At 50.0% G+C, this 17,966-nt stretch carries 13 protein-coding genes; 8 read left to right on the top strand and 5 right to left on the bottom strand.

Annotated features, from left to right (window positions below; genetic code table 11):
* Positions 1-182 precede the first annotated feature (182 nt).
* Together LQ777_RS27235 and LQ777_RS27230 are read right to left on the bottom strand one after the other, a co-directional pair.
* A complete protein-coding gene (locus tag LQ777_RS27235; RefSeq protein ID WP_232563588.1) occupies positions 183-1,256 on the bottom strand; it encodes a FecR family protein in 1,074 nt (357 codons plus the stop codon).
* A 73-nt stretch (positions 1,257-1,329) separates the two neighbouring features.
* Complete coding sequence (locus LQ777_RS27230) at positions 1,330-1,905, bottom strand: RNA polymerase sigma factor (protein WP_232563587.1); 576 nt, start codon at positions 1,903-1,905, stop codon at positions 1,330-1,332.
* 731 nt (positions 1,906-2,636) lie between these two features.
* Between LQ777_RS27230 and LQ777_RS27225 the strand changes: the two genes are divergently transcribed.
* Together LQ777_RS27225 and LQ777_RS27220 are read left to right on the top strand one after the other, a co-directional pair.
* Positions 2,637-3,878: an MFS transporter gene (locus LQ777_RS27225; protein ID WP_232563586.1), complete on the top strand. Its 1,242-nt coding sequence runs from the start codon at positions 2,637-2,639 to the stop codon at positions 3,876-3,878.
* 51 nt (positions 3,879-3,929) lie between these two features.
* The gene (locus LQ777_RS27220) at positions 3,930-4,928 is read left to right on the top strand and encodes a hypothetical protein (RefSeq protein ID WP_232563585.1); all 999 of its coding nucleotides are present in this window, start codon (positions 3,930-3,932) and stop codon (positions 4,926-4,928) included.
* Positions 4,929-5,075: 147 nt separating this feature from the next.
* Here the strand turns inward: LQ777_RS27220 and LQ777_RS27215 are convergent, their stop codons facing one another.
* Positions 5,076-6,191 carry a uroporphyrinogen decarboxylase/cobalamine-independent methonine synthase family protein gene (locus LQ777_RS27215; RefSeq protein ID WP_232563584.1) on the bottom strand — a complete coding sequence of 372 codons (1,116 nt, stop codon included), beginning with the start codon at positions 6,189-6,191 and terminating at the stop codon, positions 5,076-5,078.
* A gap of 200 nt (positions 6,192-6,391) precedes the next feature.
* Positions 6,392-10,402 carry a hybrid sensor histidine kinase/response regulator transcription factor gene (locus tag LQ777_RS27210; RefSeq protein ID WP_232563583.1) on the bottom strand — a complete coding sequence of 1,337 codons (4,011 nt, stop codon included), beginning with the start codon at positions 10,400-10,402 and terminating at the stop codon, positions 6,392-6,394.
* A gap of 217 nt (positions 10,403-10,619) precedes the next feature.
* On the opposite strand from LQ777_RS27210, the gene LQ777_RS27205 reads away from it, so the two are divergent.
* The 6 genes from LQ777_RS27205 to LQ777_RS27180 all read left to right on the top strand — a co-directional run bounded on the left by LQ777_RS27205 (position 10,620) and on the right by LQ777_RS27180 (position 16,896).
* On the top strand, positions 10,620-11,111 hold the full coding sequence (locus LQ777_RS27205) for an NHL repeat-containing protein (protein ID WP_232563582.1): 492 nt from the start codon (positions 10,620-10,622) through the stop codon (positions 11,109-11,111).
* Between the two features lie 59 nt (positions 11,112-11,170).
* Complete coding sequence (locus LQ777_RS27200) at positions 11,171-13,204, top strand: cellulose binding domain-containing protein (RefSeq protein WP_232563581.1); 2,034 nt, start codon at positions 11,171-11,173, stop codon at positions 13,202-13,204.
* A gap of 781 nt (positions 13,205-13,985) precedes the next feature.
* Positions 13,986-14,342, top strand: a complete 357-nt coding sequence (locus LQ777_RS27195) for a LytTR family DNA-binding domain-containing protein (protein WP_232563580.1) — start codon at positions 13,986-13,988, stop codon at positions 14,340-14,342.
* Positions 14,343-14,381: 39 nt separating this feature from the next.
* The gene (locus LQ777_RS27190; RefSeq protein ID WP_232563579.1) at positions 14,382-14,780 is read left to right on the top strand and encodes a hypothetical protein; all 399 of its coding nucleotides are present in this window, start codon (positions 14,382-14,384) and stop codon (positions 14,778-14,780) included.
* A gap of 395 nt (positions 14,781-15,175) precedes the next feature.
* Complete coding sequence (locus tag LQ777_RS27185) at positions 15,176-16,666, top strand: capsule assembly Wzi family protein (protein ID WP_232563578.1); 1,491 nt, start codon at positions 15,176-15,178, stop codon at positions 16,664-16,666.
* 8 nt (positions 16,667-16,674) lie between these two features.
* On the top strand, positions 16,675-16,896 hold the full coding sequence (locus LQ777_RS27180) for a hypothetical protein (protein ID WP_232563577.1): 222 nt from the start codon (positions 16,675-16,677) through the stop codon (positions 16,894-16,896).
* 185 nt (positions 16,897-17,081) lie between these two features.
* Here LQ777_RS27180 and LQ777_RS27175 read toward each other — a convergent pair whose 3' ends face one another.
* A complete protein-coding gene (locus LQ777_RS27175) occupies positions 17,082-17,924 on the bottom strand; it encodes an AraC family transcriptional regulator (RefSeq protein ID WP_232563576.1) in 843 nt (280 codons plus the stop codon).
* Positions 17,925-17,966 lie beyond the last annotated feature (42 nt).

Genomic DNA, 17,966 nt, shown 5'->3' with positions numbered 1-17,966 from the left:
TGTTGTTTTTGGAAGAAATGACAAAAAACCAAGTCCGTCTTCTGATTGAAGAGGTAATGTGTGTATCAGACACATTTGCGGACATTTGAGCGATAGTGTTGGAAGCACTATCGCTTTTTTTGTTAAAAAAGGATAGTTTTCAGACCATAGAATGCCAGATTGATTAAGGGTTTAGAAAGGAATTAATGACAACCGTTACTGTGAATGAAGACCTGACCGTCAACGACTTCGAATGTCGACTCAATTGTTAGACAAATTAGTCGAATTTTCTCCAGAAAAGGAGCGTCGTTGAGTTGACCGGTAAATGTGCATTTGGCAAGCAGATGCCGATCATACCGTATCGGCATGTTGTAGCTGGATTCCAGTTGCGCAAAAATGTCAGCCACGGGAGCAAACTCGAATGTAAATTCCTGATTGATAATACCGGGCGAATGTTCTTTCGCTGGAATGATATCTTGCTTGACCAGTTTATCGGTTTTGGTTTCCAAACTGAGCTGTTCATTCTTTGTCAGCAGTACCGTTTGGTCAGGCGATTCGACTGGCGTAACCGAGACTTTACCTGTCTTTACTTTTACGTAGGTACCTTTCTCCTTTTCAAAAGCACGCACTTGAAAGCTGGTTCCTAGTACCTTAGTAGTCAGGTTTGCCGTATAAACAACGAAAGGCTTGGCGGGATTTTTGGTAACCTCAAAGAATCCTTCTCCCTGAAGGTATACTTCGCGCACCGTTTGCTTACCTTGTTTAGCGTAACGTAGCTGACTACCCGACGACAGCAGTACGGAAGAATTATCCGGCAGCAACACGACGAGGGGCAATCCCGTGGTATTCTTTACAATTTGCCAGCTACTCTTTTCGGCCAGCGGCTCTGCCTGTTTCTCAATTCCCATCAGAGAACCGATCCCAGAATTACCCGCTTGCCACCAGATCATTGCGATAACCACTGCGGCTGCGGCAGCCCATCGTCCCCAATGCCAGGTCAACAAAGGTTTCACCTGGGCAGTCGGCGGAACAAGTTGACCTAGAATTTTCTTTCTGGCTTCGTGTACATGCTGATCCGAAAGCGCAATCTTTTTTCCCTGAAGTACCAGCATCGTAGCCACCGCCTGCTCATACAGATCCCTTTTCTCCGGATGTTGGCTTAACCAATGTTGCCAATACACCCTGTCTTCGGAGCGCTGTTCCCGAATCCACGTCCGAAAGGCGTCGTTTTCGAGGAAGTCATCAACAGTTGTAGGATCGCTGGGTAAGCTTTGCATTGGTACTTTTCTACTATATTTATTGATAGTATGAAGTTCTACCTCCACGATACCCTTCTCAATGAAAATTTTTTTACAAAAAAGTACAAATAGTCAGAAATAGGTGAACGAGCCATCGGTTACGTAGCTTGTTCAGGGCTTTTTGCAGAAAGTTGGAGACGGATTGACGATTGACATTCATCACCTCGGCAATCTCAGGTATGGAAAGATCTTCGTAATAGCGCAGGTACAAGGCTTCCCGTTCGCGAGCTGGTAGCGTAGCCATCTGTTCCTGTATCGTTCTGGTCAAACCGACCAACGTTTCCTGGCGAATCATCAGGGTTTCCGTGTCTGTATCCTCGGCAAGTGACAGATCCCAATCCAATTCCTCGCACTGCAATCGTTTCTGCAACCGTAGGTGGTATAATATATGATGCCGAATTGACTTTAACAGATAGTGTTTTACAGATTCTGTTTCATTAATCTGTAGGCGATTTTGCCATAGCTGTAGGTATAATTCCTGAATACAATCGTCAACGATAGCTTCATCGACCATGAATTTTAAGCCATAGTGTTTCAGCATGCGATAATACCGTTCGGCCAACTGGCCTAATGCCTGCCTATCGCCCGCCCGAAATAACTGCCACAACACTTGGTCTTCAAAAGCCATAAACTCTAGGGATATACACGTAGGGCTAAATAAAAAAAAATATAAATATGCGCAAAATTGTACAAATAATAAGTTTATCCAGCAAACTAACAAACCGATCTTCCTGTCAAAACCCAATTTATTTTCGCATGTCACACGCTCACACAGAATTAAGCAAGACACAAAGCGACGATTTTATTTTTATTACCAACCTGTATTTCATAAACAGAAGCGAACAGATGCTGCTCTTATGAAGCTGTCGCTATCACCGTTCTAATTTGAGTAAAATTATGGATTGCTTTTTCGATTGATAGTTGCCCATGCTCCAGCGCACCAAAGGCCACTATTTGCTTGTGTTTTTCCGCCGGTTGTACTCCCCCTTACTACATCGTTCACGGCAACACAGGATACCGAATTATAAAGTCTACCAATATCCCTTTTTCGGCTAGTCGCTTATTCATCCCAACTACTTTGCAGGATTGACCACGGATCTGGCTATGTCCTATCACTATATTCTGGCCCACCTAATCGCCAAGGAAATCTGGCTATACTTGGGTATATCCTGTAACATAAATAGGTATTATTCTCTACAATTCATCTAAGTAGTTGATAGAAGGGCAATCAGATTCTCTCCTGGAACATAGGATGTGGTATAAGGATTAATGCGTCGATTTAGCATGGTACGGTATTTACGCCATTAAAGCGTATTGTCTTACCATTCATTTCGCACAACGTTAGCCTATAATTAAAAGATGGTTAAATTATCACAAGAACCGACTACTCGACAGCCTAGCTCAACAAGCCTACGAGCGCTGGACACCGCAAATTTCTTCCTGGCCGATGTTCGGGACGGGTTAGGCCCTTATCTGGCCATATACCTGTTGACAACCCTGCATTGGCACGCGCAGGACATTGGTATTGCCATGTCGGTGATGGGAATTGCCACCGTTGTTGCCCAGACACCAGCGGGTGCGCTGGTCGACCGAACTAAACGGAAACGCGTCTATTCCATTATTGCTTCGCTGCTCATTGCCTTTGCCGCCGTTATCACGATTACCATGCCGACTTATCCAGTGATCATGGGAGGTCAGGCCATTATGGGTGTAGCAGCCGCCTGGTTCACCCCGGCTGTTGCCGCCATTACACTCGGTTTGGTTGGTCCCAAAGCCTTAGATAAACGCGTTGGGCGGAATGAAACGTTTAATCACGCGGGTAATGTATTTGCTGCCCTGCTGGCGGGATTACTGGGTTATTATGTGAGCACAAAAGGAATTTTTCTTTTGCTGGCAGCCATGTCCGTCATGAGTAGTCTGTCTGTTTGGCGCATCCGGGAAAAAGACATTGATCATCAACTGGCCCGGGGCTGTACGGAGGAAGAGGAGCAGGCCAACGATGATAAACCCTCGGGCTGGCAGGCGCTCCTCGGCAACCGATCGATCCTCTTTTTTGCCCTGGCCTGCGTGCTATTCCATTTTGCCAATGCGGCCATGCTTCCTCTGCTCGGTCAGCGATTAGCCCAAGGGATTGATGCTGGCGCTTCATCGGCCTATATGTCGGCCTGCATTATTGTTGCTCAGCTCGTCATGATTCCTGTCAGTTACATGACGGGCAAACTAGCACCCCAAGGACGCAAGCGTTTATTGCTCATCGCCTTTGCCGTCTTGCCCATTCGCGGACTGCTTTACACGCTGACGGGCGACCCGATGTTGCTGGTGGCTATTCAGATTCTGGACGGCGTTGGTGCCGGAATTTTTGGGGTGCTGTCCATTCTGATTGTCTCGGACCTGACACGCGGTTCGGGCCTGTTCAACACCACGCAGGGAGCTATTGCCACAGCTGTTGGGTTAGGCGCTTCACTTAGCAACGCCTTTGCGGGAGCCTTGCTACAACGCACAAACTACAACTTCGCTTTTCTAACCTTAGCCGGTCTGGCCCTTGTCGCGCTGGCGGTATTATGGTTTTTCGTTCCCGAAACGAGTGATCAGAAAAACTGATTTTTCTTCGGAACGAACAAGCATTTCTTTTTCAACAACTGAATTGATTCGATGATCAACCGTAAATTTTACCACAGTGCCTGTTGCCTGACAGGTTTGTTTTTTGCCACAACACTTACCAGCTGTCTGACTTCCCGGCAGACCGCATCCACCTTAACCAAAGTAGCTAGCGACAATTGCGCGATTGATTCAAGCGGTACGTCGGGCTACGTGTTTCACCCCGTTGACTTACAGCCTAACTCAGCGGAGGACTCCCTGCTGCGGCATCGCTACGGCGAACGAGGGCTCCGGATGGCACAGGCGGTTGGACTCACCCCGCTGCTGGTACGCACAACGATTTTAGAACAACAGAACTCGGATCAGTCAGCGTCGAACGAGTATTTGGCGCTACGGCAAAAACTAACCGATCAGCTTCAACTCGCTAGCTTCGACATTGCCACGGCGGTTGCTTTGGTCGACTGCGATAGTAAACGGGCTACGCTGACGGCCACCTTACTAACCCGGCAGGAAAGTAGCCGGGAAAAACGGATGACCATTAGTGCCATTACGACCGGTGCCCTAACGGCGTTGACAGTTGGTTTGCTCAAATTAAGGGATAAAGATGATGCCGGTGAGTGGGCTGGTATTGGTGGGGGGTTGGCGGAAGCGAGCTTGGGCATTACGTCTTTGCTGCAAAAACCGCTTAAAGCCGACTACCGTCACCTGAATAATCCGCTACGTGATATATGGACTCATCCGGTAAAATCGACCGTTTATCCGCCCCTGATCTGGTATTATCTGAACAAGCCTAAATCAGCTGGTAACCCCTCGCCTATCGACGGACTGCGGAGCCGCTGGGACATTCTGGTTTCCCTTGATGTGGATGCAAAGCGAACGCAGAAGCGCCATCGTCAAGAAGTTGATTATTTTGGCGAGGGTGATTTTTATACGGCTCACGATTTGACTATTCGCTCGACAATGCTGGGGCAATTGGCTACTGAACTTCAGTTGATGAACAATGACCTGACTATTCTACTGAACGAGATCGTTCGTACGCCCAAAAAACGGTAGTCTATCTGCCGGATTCGCTTCACTGTTGAATCGACGTTAACGGAAGCAATATCCTGTACCAGCATATCAGAAGCCAACTTGTTCACCGCCGGGTGCTGGCTTATGGTGTGCTGGTCGAATGAAACGTTAGGCAAAAGCACTTCTTTTTTAAGCTTGAGTTAACTGTGCTAGTAATGTCATAAGCTGGGTTGCTATACCCGGTGTCCGCCGACCTAAACCACACGAACAGGCTACGTCAACCGTTTGTCCGTAGGCCGCTTCGACAGCGCTGAGTATTTGCCTGTTTTCAGCCAGTGTACGCTTTTCATGAACGAATCCGGCTACAAAACGAGTGCCCTGTGGCAAGGTAATGTCTTTTAGTGGAGCATAATAGTTCGCATCAACCGAGGGAGGAATTTGTCCTTCGGCAAATGGGTAATGAACATAAGTAAGTGTATGCTGGGTAGGCCATTTCTGGACGAGCTGATTCGAGAAGGCAACCATTTTATGTAGCGTTTTCGGGTGAACCAGCGCTTCATTGTGAAAATCGCCCAGGCACAGGTGAATGCCAATCTGAGCACCTGGATTAATCTTTTTCAACAAATCCTGGATCGGCAACAGCGCCAGGCTCATCAGCGGTGTGGGCAGTTTATAAGCAGCGTATAGCTCGGGGGGAACTTCCAGTTGAATGACAACGTCTTGGCCCGCTTCGAGCAATATCGCGTTGATTTCCCGTGCAATAACGGTGTTGAATGCATAGGTATAGCGTAACCAAGTAATGGGACTGGCAAACACAAATCCCATCGCAAAACCGGTTGGTACACCTACCTGAAATTTCAGATGGGGCAGATTATGCTGTTTTCTTAGCTGGCTAAAAATCGGGTAATTGAGCCGAAAAAAGTCGTCGTAACCCAATCGAACGTGCTGGGGCATTTGAGTAGGCGAGTGCAAGGGCTTAAGCTTTTGAAAGCTATTGTAATCGACAGCCATACCGTCCGTCCCTCGAATGGGTTCTTTTAGCAGTTTCCAGCTGCTTTTATCCTGCGTCAGTTTCTCAAGGGCGTATACCACCCAGGCAATCCGGTTCCCTTTGGGGAATTCGGGTGTTTTCTCGCCAACCTCGCCGTCTGGCAGGCAAAATAGTACAGGACCTAGCAGGTCGAAGGCCCGTTTCATGCATTCTTCGTCACTAGCAAAGGGCAGGCTTCCAATGAGCAGGGCAGCGCGCTTCGCTGATGAAGTTACCGGAGGATATTCCAATTGAGAGGAGGCTGTCGATGACATACGAGCTATGGTTAAACTGATAGAAAAAAACCGTGCACACATCGTAAGCGGCAAACGATTCTAGGGTGAAGGCAAAGTTGACGAATAGCCCCTTGTCGGACTATCGTAAATCGCCCAATTTATATTCTCCCTGTATCAGCGCAGGTATTTACGCTCTGAATCGAAGCAGGTCGTCATCCCGGAGGTTTTGAAAGGGCGGACTAGGGTTTGATGGGGCTGGCTTGTTGGGCAAACTGCCGGGGTGTCATTTTATACTGTTCACGAAAAACTTTGCCGAAATGCGAGGCCGTTTCAAAGCCCACCCGCCAGGCGGTTTCTGCTACACCAAGCCCTTGTTGCAATAACTCCGTGGCACGTTTCAGCCGGTAGAGCCGAATGACGTCGGCGGGGGACAGACCGGTCAACGCCTTAATCTTTCGGTACAGACTCATCCTACTCATGCCAACCTGCACGGACAGCTGCTCGATACTAAAAGCCGAATCCTCTAAATGCGTGTCAAGTATTTTATACAACTGCGTTAAGAATGGGTCAATCTCGATGGCTGGCTGGTCAGATGTAGGTCCAGTAGTGGGCTGGCTCAACTCTGTCTGTACCCGAATACGAAGTCGACGCTGGGTGTCGAGCTGGTTGCGAACCCGGAGCTGCAATTCGGCCACGTGGAACGGTTTCGTGAGGTAGTCGTCAGCGCCCAGCGTTAGCCCCTCCAATCGGTCTTCCCGTGTTGATTTGGCTGTGAGCAGAATGACGGGTATGTGACTCGTCTGTACGTTCGTTTTCAACGCCCGGCACAGTGCGTAGCCATCCATGATCGGCATCAATACATCAGACAAGACCAGATCCGGCTGCTCGGTAAGGGCCAGTTCAAGCCCCGCCTGTCCGTTCGCGCAATGAAGAATTCGGTAATCACTGTACAAACTTTGGCGGATAAATTGAGTCAGATCGGCATTGTCTTCGACCAGCAGCAGGAGTGGTTGGTCGGCGGAGGTCGGTGGTTCTACATCTGTATATTCGCCAATAATTGGCGACTTCGGCATCGTCTCGTCTGGCTGGTCGGCGGAACGGTAGGGCAACCGAATCGTAAAGGAAGCTCCTTGCCCAACCTCGCTATCGACCTGGATAGAACCGTTCTGTAAACTGACCAGCTCACTGACCAACGCTAACCCAATACCCGTTCCGGAATGCGAACGGGTGGAGGTCTGGTCTGCCTGATAAAATCGGTCAAATATATGCGGAAGCTTATGCGCAGGAATACCCGATCCGGTATCGAAAACGGTCAGCTCAATACCCTGTTCAGCGCCTTTTAGCTGGACCGTAACCTCTCCCCTATCCGTGAATTTAATTGCGTTACCGAGCAAATTGTACAGGATCCGCTCCAGCTTATCAGCGTCGAACCAGTAAGCCGTTGCCAGTCCAGTCTTCTGCACCGTCAGCCTAATTGCTTTCTCGTCGGCCAGCGCCTTGAACTGTTGGGCAATCTGTTCTACGAAGGGGCCTAAATCACTGCGAACCGCTACTACCGGTAAGGCACCGGCTTCCAGCTTTGACAAATCAAGCAACTGGTTAACGAGACCCAACAGCTGATTGGCATTCCGATCAATAGTGGCCAGTTGGGCCTGATCGTCCGGGCCGTGCCACCGTTGGGCTAGCCGTTCGGCAGGCCCCAGAATCAACGTCAACGGGGTGCGAAACTCATGCGTTATGTTAGCGAAGAAATTGGATTTAAGCTCGTTGACAGCCTTTATTTGTTCGGCCTCCTGCTGTTTGAGCGCTATCTCGCGCCGTTGCAGAGCCAGGGATTGCTGCAAGCGGAGCCGATTTCCGTACACACGTATACTCGCAATGCCTAGCCCTAGCGCTGTCAGTCCGTAGAGTAGATAAGCCCACCAAGTTTGCCAGAGAGGAGGTTGAATTCGAATAGCTAGTCGTCGCTCCTGCGGGCTCCACTGACCAGACGTATTGGTTGCATTCAGGACGAGCACATAGTCGTCGGGGGGTAAATTGGTATAAGTCGCTACTGGACGATCCGTTTCTTTCCAGCTTGTTTCCAATCCTTCCAGCCGGTAGCGATACCGATTTTTGCCGAGTCGATTGTATTGCAGCGCGGCAAATTCGGCGGTGATAAAGTTCTGATCGTACGGCAATGTCAGTCGGCTGAGGGTCTGAATGGGTAAGGAATCCAGCCGGTCGGCGGACAGCGGCTGATTATTGATGGATAAGCTGGTGAGTTCAACCGACGGCTTAAACGTATCGTTGCTTACCTGATGGGGATAAAAGGCGGTGATACCTTCCAGGCCACCCATGATGATCCGGTCGTTGGGCAGGTGCAGCCAGTGGAAGCGGTTGAACTCGTCGGCCAGCAAGCCATCGGCGCGGGTAAAGGTTTTGGTAGCTAACGTCCGGCGGTCGAGTCGGCAGATTCCTTTGTTGGTGCCCATCCACAGATACCCCCGATGGTCGGGAATCGCCGAGTAAATGACATTATTGGGCAGGCCATCCTGCTGACCGATCCGTTGGCAGGTACCCGACCGTTTATCGAACAAACACAGACCGCTGCCGAACGTGCCGATCCAGAGTCGGCTAGGCTCTTGTGGATCTTCGCTCAGGCAAAACAGCGCATTGCTGCTTAGCGAGCGCGCGTTGCGGGGTTGATTGGCATATTGGGTCATTTTTCCGGTTTTGCGGTCAAGCCGCCACAAGCCAGCCTCTTTCGTCGCCAGCCACAGCGCCTGCTCGTCGACTACAAAAGACAGCAAGTGGAAAGTCGGTTTGACGGGAATCCGGTAAGGCTGGGTTACCCATTTTTGCTGTTCCTCATTAAACGTCCAAACGCACTGTCGGTAAATCGCCCAGACCTGATTGGCCGGATCGGTAGCCAGCGGACACGGAACAGCATCGATATTATCGCCCTCGTAGAACGAAACGGGAAGCGGAAATTTTCGGCTTTGCTTATCCCGTAAATCAATCCGGTATACATTGGAACTGGCTACGTTACACCATAGGTAGCGGTTTTGAGCGATCGTGTAGCGAAAGTTGTAGCTGTTCAAGCCCCGTAAATCTGCGGGTGTGGGTAGTTGATCGGCGGGTACGTCGAGCCAATGCGTACTTAGCACATCGTTGTAAAAGTTGACAGTATAAGGCTCCGCCCGAAAAGCAGCCGCCCGCAGATCATATTTGCGAATACCGGCCCCGTTGGTACCGACCCACAACACCTGCGAGCGGTCGACAAACAAACTGGCGCACTGGTCAGTGATATGGTTCCGCTGATCGACTATCACCGGGCCTTGCTGATCCGTAAAGCGGTACAGAACGTTGTTCTGATTGAAGTACATCGTTCCGTGGGCATCCATCGTCGTCAGGCAGTCCCACCACTCGGGGTTGTAAATAGGTAAGGGATAAGCCTTGACCTGACCAGTGGCTGGATCGAGCCGCCCCACAAACCGCTGCGATACGGTCAGAATCTCCCCGTTAGGACGCAGTTGAAAGCCACACAGCTGATTGTCCGGTAGCGAGTTGGGCTGGTTTACCTGGTGGACATAATGGGTAAACGATTCGGTTTTTTCGTCGAATCGCTCCAATCCGCCCCGCGTGGCTACCCAGATCGTACCATTAGCCGCTTCGCCAATCTGCATGATGCTGTCACTCCGCAGAGACCGTGGCTGGTCTGGCTGGTGTTTAAAAAAGCGCGTTCGTTTTGAACGCAAATCAAAGCAGACGATTCCTTCAGCCTGAAACCCAACCCAAAGCCGCTCCCGACGATCAACATAAAAGCGGTAAAGCCATCGAGAACCGATCGCCTTTCGATAGAAGGCACTTCTGGAAAAATTCGTAAACGTTTCCCGTTTTGGGTCAAAAATGTCGATATCTCCTCGCTCGGATGTGATCCATAGACGCCCCCGATAATCCAGAAACAAATCTTCCAGGCCCGTAAAGGAGATCGACGGATGTCCGTCGGGATCAGGCTGAAACACCCGGAAATGTTGTCCATCGTAGCGACAAAGGCCGTCTCGGGTAGCGACCCAAATAAACCCCGTCTGATCCTGCACAACGGAAGGAACAAACGATTGGGGTAACCCCTGCCGATCGGTGATCAGTTCGGGTTGCGGGAGTTTCTGGGCGTGGGAAAACGATAACCCGAATAGACCAATCAGCCAGCAGAGTAGGCCCGTTTGTTTAGATAGTCTAAAAGAAGTGACAAAACAAAGTAGGCTCATCGACTAGCTGGATAGGATCACGAAAAGTAAAAATTTTTCATGATCCTATCAACATGAAAACAGGGGAGGGGACAACTTCACCAACAGACTAGTTTTTCGCCTAAAAACGCCGTACGCAACCCTGGCTGTTACAATCTGGATAGTCTTTGGGCGATTTACGACAGTCGTCTGGTAGGCTTTTGAGAACCTTTGCCCGTCACTAATCCAAGTAACGTCTATGTTTTCTTTTCTACCTGTTTCGTTTAAGTCAATATTGACTGATACCCCGCGTCGGCTTCGCTCGAAGCAACGGTGCGCCCCCCAATGGGCTCATGTGGGATCGTTTGTTTTACTTTGGTGTCTGCTGCTAAGCGGAGCCCCGGCAAGCCGGGCCCAGCCTTTCAATCCCAATGGCATCACGGTTGCCGGGGGCAATGGAGGTGGTACGGATATGGGTCAGTTAGATAACCCGCAAAGCATTTATGTAGACGCACTGGGTAATGTCTACATAGCCGATAAAAGTAGCGACCGCATCCAGTGCTGGGCTCCGGGCGCCACGCAAGGCGTTACGGTAGCGGGCGGCAATGGAAAAGGCAGTGGGGCAAACCAGATAGACGCGCCCGAAGGCGTATACGTCGATACAGATGGAAATATCTACGTGTCTGAAGATAATAATAGTCGCGTGAGCCGCTCCGCTGGAAACCGGGGGCTAGCCAGGGCGTTACGGTAGCAGGCGGTAACGGAGGTGGCAATGGGGCAAATCAGCTAAGTGGCCCCCAAGGTATTTACGTGGACAAAGCGGGTAATCTTTATGTTGCGGAATATTACAACAATCGCGTGACCCGCTGGGCACCGGGCGCTATGCAGGGCGTTATGATGGCGGGCGATGGTAGTTCTGGCAGCGGTCCTGGGCAGCTAAATGGGCCAACAGACGTAGGCATGGATGCTACGGGTAATCTTTTTGTTTTAGAGAATGGCAACAATCGTGTAACCCGCTGGGCACCGGGCGCGACGCAGGGCATTACGGTAGCGGGCGGTAATGGAGGGGGCGACGGGGCAGATCAGCTAACTTATCCCGAAGGTTTTTACGTAGACGCAGCGGGGTATTTGTACATCGCTGATACGGGTAATGCCCGCGTCCAACTTTGGAAACCGGGGGCTACGCAAGGCATTACGGTAGCGGGGGGAAATGGAGTTGGTAACGGAGTAAATCAGCTGAGTAGACCACTGGATATCTGGATAAACCTCGCTGGCAACCTTTACGTCTCCGATGGTTTTACTAATTATCGCGTTCAACGATTTGATAACCTGGCACCCAGCCTCACCGGTCTACAGGCACAGCCAAACCCGGTTTGTAGCGGCCAGCCCGTTAGCTTCACCGCTACAGTAGGCAGAACAACGGGTCCGTACAGCTACACCATAACCAATGGTATAGGCAGTCTACTGACGGGCAACGCCAGCAGCACCAGCTTTAGCCAGAGCCTGACGGCCACCGGGTCAGGTCCCCAGTCGTATACGCTGACGGTAACGACACCGGCGGGTTACAGCGCCACAGCGAGCGTCTCCCTGACGGTTATTGCCAGACCAGCAGCCCCCGGAGTCAGTAACCTCACTTACTGTCAGAACGCGGTAGCCTCGGTCTTGACGGCCAGCGGCTCAAGACTTCGCTGGTATGATGCCAGCGGCAATCCCCTGCCCGAAGCACCAAGGCCTGCCACCAATCAGGTTGGTAGCAACACCTATTATGTCACCCAAACCAGCGACAGCGGGTGCGAAAGCGAGCGGGCGGCACTCACCGTCACGGTGAAGCCTACGCCGACCACTCCCACGCTGGTGACCCAGTCAGGTGGAGCCTACCCTGCCGGGGTGAGTAGCCTGATCATCTCCCAGAACACGGGCAATGTTATCCTGACCGTTTCGGGTTGTCAAGGGGGCAGCATCAGCTGGCAGGGGGGCAACAGCACCACCCTGGCCGTCTCGACAGCCAACACCGGTAGCCAGAGTTTCACCGCTAGCTGCACCCAAAACGGCTGCACCAGCCCCACCGCTACAGCCACAGTAACGGTGGTGGCCCCCACGCTCAAAGTACTCTCACGTGATCCCGACAACGGACAGCTAGGTAACAACACCATCAAGCCTTACCTGTTGCTGCAAAACGCGGGTACCACGCCGATCCCGTACAGCACAATCACGTTGCGCTACTGGCTGACTACCGAAAATAACATTCCCCTGATCTTCCAGAAAAACTACGTAGCTATCGGGCAGGGTAATCTCAGCCTACGGTATGTAGCGCTGGCAACTCCTCGTCAGGGGGCCACGGGCTACATCGAGTACAGCTTTAGCGGAGGAACGGGCAGTCTGGCTCCCAACAGTGACTCAGGCCCGCTGGAGGTGCAGGCTACCAAGCAGGACTACAGCCGTTTCGTGCAGAGCGACGATTATTCGTACATCAACAACAGCAGCTTCACGCTCAACGCCCGCATCACGGCGTATCAGAACGGGGTGATCTTCTACGGCACCGAACCCACGGGTAGCGGTAATGCCCGTGAAGCAGTGCCGGAAGCAGGCTCGTTGCTAGTGGTGAAGGTGCTGGGCAACCCCGTGGTGGGTTCGTCGGCCGAGGTAGAGATCAGCGGAGCTAGTGGTCAGACGGTGCAACTGAAGCTGGTTGACTTACAGGGGAAATTGATAAACGGTCATTCCATTAAGGAAGCTGGTTTAGTAGAACGGGTGAGCCTACCGTTGAGCAACGTGCAAGGGATGCTGCTACTGGAAGTAAGTACGGCTACCCACCGCCAACAAATCAAACTTTTACGACCCTAATTTTTCTAAACACACCCTCAACCAACAGCGCCCGGATCGTCACTGATTCGGGCGTTTTTATTAGCGTATTCTTTCGTTAATCGTAGCCTGATCAGAAATCTAGGCTGTGCATGCCAATGTCCCGATGATAAACTGCACGGTGGCGACCAATCGTTCTTTCCAATCATGTTGTTAAATAAGGGTAAGAAACTAAATACGTTACATACTGAAAAAGCACAACTGCTTTATTATAAATTTTATTAACTCTTGCACCTAAACTATCCGAGACAAATCAGCAAGTCGCACCTGGTAAAAAGCAGAACAACTTTAGTAAAATTTACAGGCTAGTCGAGGGCAGATCAACCTATTTCTATTGGATTGGACTACCATATAATAAAAAATAGGCGAGTAAAATAAATAGCTTAGTAAGAGGAATACATGTACATATATATACCCATAATTGTAGAATATTCTCTACACTTACAGAGAATAAACTTACACTACTTGGTGTTGAAATACACACAATCCGACTATGGTTTGCAGACAACGTCCTTGAGTTTAAGCATTGAAAGGCTTTGCTCTAATTTAGAATGATTTTAGTAATGGTTTGGTAGCGGAATTGCGCCGACGTGGAAGCATATACGTTTTTGGGCTTGACGATCCCCAATAACGGCTTCACCAATTGGAGAAAACAGCGACAAAAAGTATAGAACGGCGTAAGTGACTTGTTACTCTGCTGAAAAATAATCGTCAAAAGATCACCCCACTGTTTTTATTACCCACTTTATTGACCAGAGTCTCTATGAATGCACCTCTCCCTCCATTGTCAAAACTTATTAAGATTCCGGGAATAGCTTCCCCCGTTCAAAGCGAGACAATCTCCCATTTCGAAGGCTTCGGAAATTATTCACGCCTATTTTTTTTAGGGAAATCTGCACCCGTTGTCGTAAGCCAGACGCTCAAATTATTTGAGTTGCAGCTTCCTAACTTCCTGCGAGTCAGTAAATCGCACCTAGTAAATCCACAACATATTATTTCGTTGGATAGTCTGAAGGGCCGCTCCAATCAGCTAACACTCAGCAACGAAGTATTTGTGCCTGTATCAAGACGACGGATCGATGGAATACGAACTCAGTTGAGTGTACAAGGTGTGCATTAGCTGGAACCCAACGTATCTGACTTTTCCAATTCTTCTCACTTGCCTGCCTCTCCTTCCTGTCTGAGTTCGTTAGCGACAACTCCCGTTCCCCGACACACGGCGAATCAGTCCGCTTTGGGTAACGTATCAGTGTCTTACACCCGGTTTATCCTGCTGCTACTGGTTGGACTATTTTACTGCATGGCCGCTCTGGAAGTTGATCCGGGCGACGTTGGCGATAGCTTTGGTGACGTATTCGATACCTACCTGCATAGTCAATCGGCTAAACCATCGGATCATATCCGGATAGCAAATAATGATGCATTAGTCGAAACCAGCTCTTTTACCCCTATTTCCTCCAATACTGTTTACGTCTGGATTCAGAAACCTATCCTTCCCGTTTCTCCTCTACTCACGCGACGACGATGGCATTTACTGTGTTCAGTCTGGCAGATTTGATCGGCTCGGCTAATCTGGTAATCGTTTGAATACGATCTGCTCATTCCGCTTTTACACTAACTCGTTCGAAACGAGCTAGATAGTCACGATTACGCTTACCCCATCAGCCATTAGCGTGCATATTATTATCCTTGTTTTCAAGCTACTGCAACGAGGCTTCTTACCTGGAGCTGGCCCGTACTATTACGGTCAATTCCGAGCTACTTACTTTCCGATCCCCCACTCTACTGATCCATTGTCTCTTTTTTATGTTGCTCAATCGAAATAAATATCGCTTACTCAGGAATAGCCGATACGGTTTATCTGCTCTCCTCCTGGGGGTGACTATAGTCCCACTCCTTGCCAGTCCGGCTGACTCGCTAAAGGGACCTAACCGTCTTCCTTCAAAATCAAATTTGCGCTGGACCATCCCGACCCCATCGCTTGTTCAATCCCGCACAATTCCGTCAAGATGGGGAGGATTCGTAGAAGCAGGCGGTCTGGCCTCTTCTTCAGGGGTAACCCCTTTCTGGATGCAGACGAATCAGTACGGTGTTGTCCCGAAAGCCACACCAACGGGGCTCATTCGCCTTAATGTAAACCGCTCATACGGAAGGGATTCATTAACTAATCGGCGTAAAACAGACCTAGGCTACGGTGTTGAGCTGGCCGGGCAGGTCGGGCAGGTAAACCAGTTGCTGGTCGTTGAAGCCTATGTCAAAGCCAGGTGGGGTATCGCCGAGTTATTCGCCGGTCGGCGACGGCAGCGGGTAGGTCTGGCCGAAAGTGCGCTCTCGTCGGGCTCCTACATCTGGTCGGGCAATACACTGCCCATCCCTCAGGTGCAAATTGGATTTCCCGAGTATGTTCCAATTGGCTTCACCAAAGGTTGGGTTGCGCTGAAAGGTTTTATTGGTCACGGCTGGTTTGGTGACGACGGCTATGTGCGGGGTTCTTACCTCCACCATAAAGCAATTTTTGTTCGGCTGGGCCGACCACAGGCGAAGGTTCAATTCTACGGGGCTTTTACTCATTTTGCCCAATGGGGCGGGTATGCGCCTTTCCTTGAGCAGGACCCCACTAGTTCTTTCAACGGACAGATAGCCCAGAGTTGGGATGCGTTTGTCAACGTAGTCTTGCCGTTCAAAACCGACGCCCTGAAAGACCGTACCAAGTTTACCACGTTTGACCAAAACCGGGTAGGTGACCACCGGGGTACAGCCGAGGTAGCGGTTGACATCAAGCTGGCTCAAGGAACCCTCCGCGCCTACCAGCAACACTTTTATGACCTGGGCCGGAAGCTCTACAACTTCCGTAATATCGAGGATGGTCTATACGGTTTGCGGTATGTGCGAGACACACCAAAGGGTTTTTTACGGGAAGCAGTGCTGGAGTTGTTTAACTCAGGAAACCAGGGCGTACTTCAGTTTGGCCGCAGCCTGGGTGGGGAAGCAGAAAACTATTTTTTGAACGGCCAGTATCCGGCCAGCTGGTCGTATCAGGGACGCACAATTGGTACGCCCTTTATAACCCAGAGCAGTGATGCTGCCAGTAATTTGCCCCGCATACCGTTTTCGGGCTACACAGCGGACAATCAACTTATCGAAGGCGTGCACGGCACTAATAATAATCGGGTGTGGGCTTTGTATGGCGCTTTGTCAGGCCGGCTAAGCCCTCGTTGGGCCATTGAATCAAAAGTTTCTTTTAGCCGCAACTATGGCACATTCTCTAGTCCTTTTCCTGCTGGCACCGATCAGTGGTCGGCGCTGGGTTCGTTAGTTCATTCCGGCACAAAAGGAACCCAAGTACTTGTCTCGTTAGGGTACGATCAGGGACGATTGTTGGCTAATCCGCAACAGATTGGAGGATATTTGGGTCTTCGCAAATACTGGAGACATCAACCGTAAGCCACCTTATGCATTATAAATTTTTTTGGCTGAGCCTCGTGGGAGGCAGTGTTGCGACGACCTGGCTAGGCTACAGTCTGGTGAATAACTACTTTCAGGAATGGACTCGGTTTACTGGTCCTGCCCACCTGGATTACGGTTTCTGGATTAAGACCCTGGCGCTGGTTAGCTGGCTAATGACCGCTATCTTCTTTATGCGGGATCGAAACAATCTAACCCGAAACAGGTGACTTCTTTTCTAATTAATTTTCTTTCAGGAATTGAGAGAGAATGTCGTTCGAAAAGGAGCGCTTGATCGTAGAAAAATTAATCAGGATAGCCAGCAGACGGATCGTTTACCTTGATCCCGTCTGCTGGCTATCCTGATTTTATTATTTTAAATCGTCTAATATGTTGCGTGAGTCCTATAGTCAGCTCAAGCCGATAGAATCTGGCGATAGGTGGTAGGTGTGTGTTTGTAATAGCGTTTAAAGAGCTTGTTGAGATGGCAAACGTCGGTAAAGCCGAACTCGTCAGCGATCTGAGAAATGGTCAGCGGGGTTTGTCGCAATTTTATTGCGACCAGTTTTAGTTTGTGCCGGATAATAAACTGCTGAATAGAGTCCCCAACTTGCTGTTTGAACAGAGCGCTTAGATGGCCGGGTGAATAGTTGAAGGTATCAGCAATCGTATCCATGCGCAACCGATCCGGTTCTCCAATATGCTGACTAATGTAAGCGATGATCTGGCGGCTAAGGTTCGATGAAAAGGTTTTATGAGACGTAGCAACGGTTCCTTGTTCGCTAAGTAAGCGGTCGACCAAACTCAGAATAATCTTCATCAGTGATTCAACAAGAGGATTATCCATCAGGGGACGAAGGCTGCGTTCTTCCGATAGCATCATTGAAACCAGCACCCGTAAATTGACCTGATCAGTGACTTCGCTGGCAATTGACCCCAGGCCCCGCAAAGTAGTACTGCTGATATAATTCCATAATTGATCGTTTGTGGCTAGTAAGCTAGCGATGTAGAGTGGTGAGAAACACAATCTGTAAAGACTCGTTTGCTGTGTTATCAGAAACCTATATTGGTCCTGCGCGCACAACAAGAAAACATCGCCTGATCGATAAGAAAATTGCTCATCGTTAACCAGATACTGACCTCTTCCTGACCGAATCAGAATGAGTTCATAACAGTCGAAGAACCGAGTGATTGTGACCCATCGATCTAAGTCGAGGTGTTCTACACACAGATACTGTTGCGGAATAAAGGCTTTCATAAGTAGTAAGTTTTAGAGGATGGGGTACTGATTAACTTCTGA

Origin of the sequence: Spirosoma oryzicola (assembly GCF_021233055.1) — a bacterium.
Lineage (GTDB): Bacteria > Bacteroidota > Bacteroidia > Cytophagales > Spirosomataceae > Spirosoma > Spirosoma oryzicola.
This window is presented reverse-complemented; position numbering and strand designations above follow the sequence as displayed.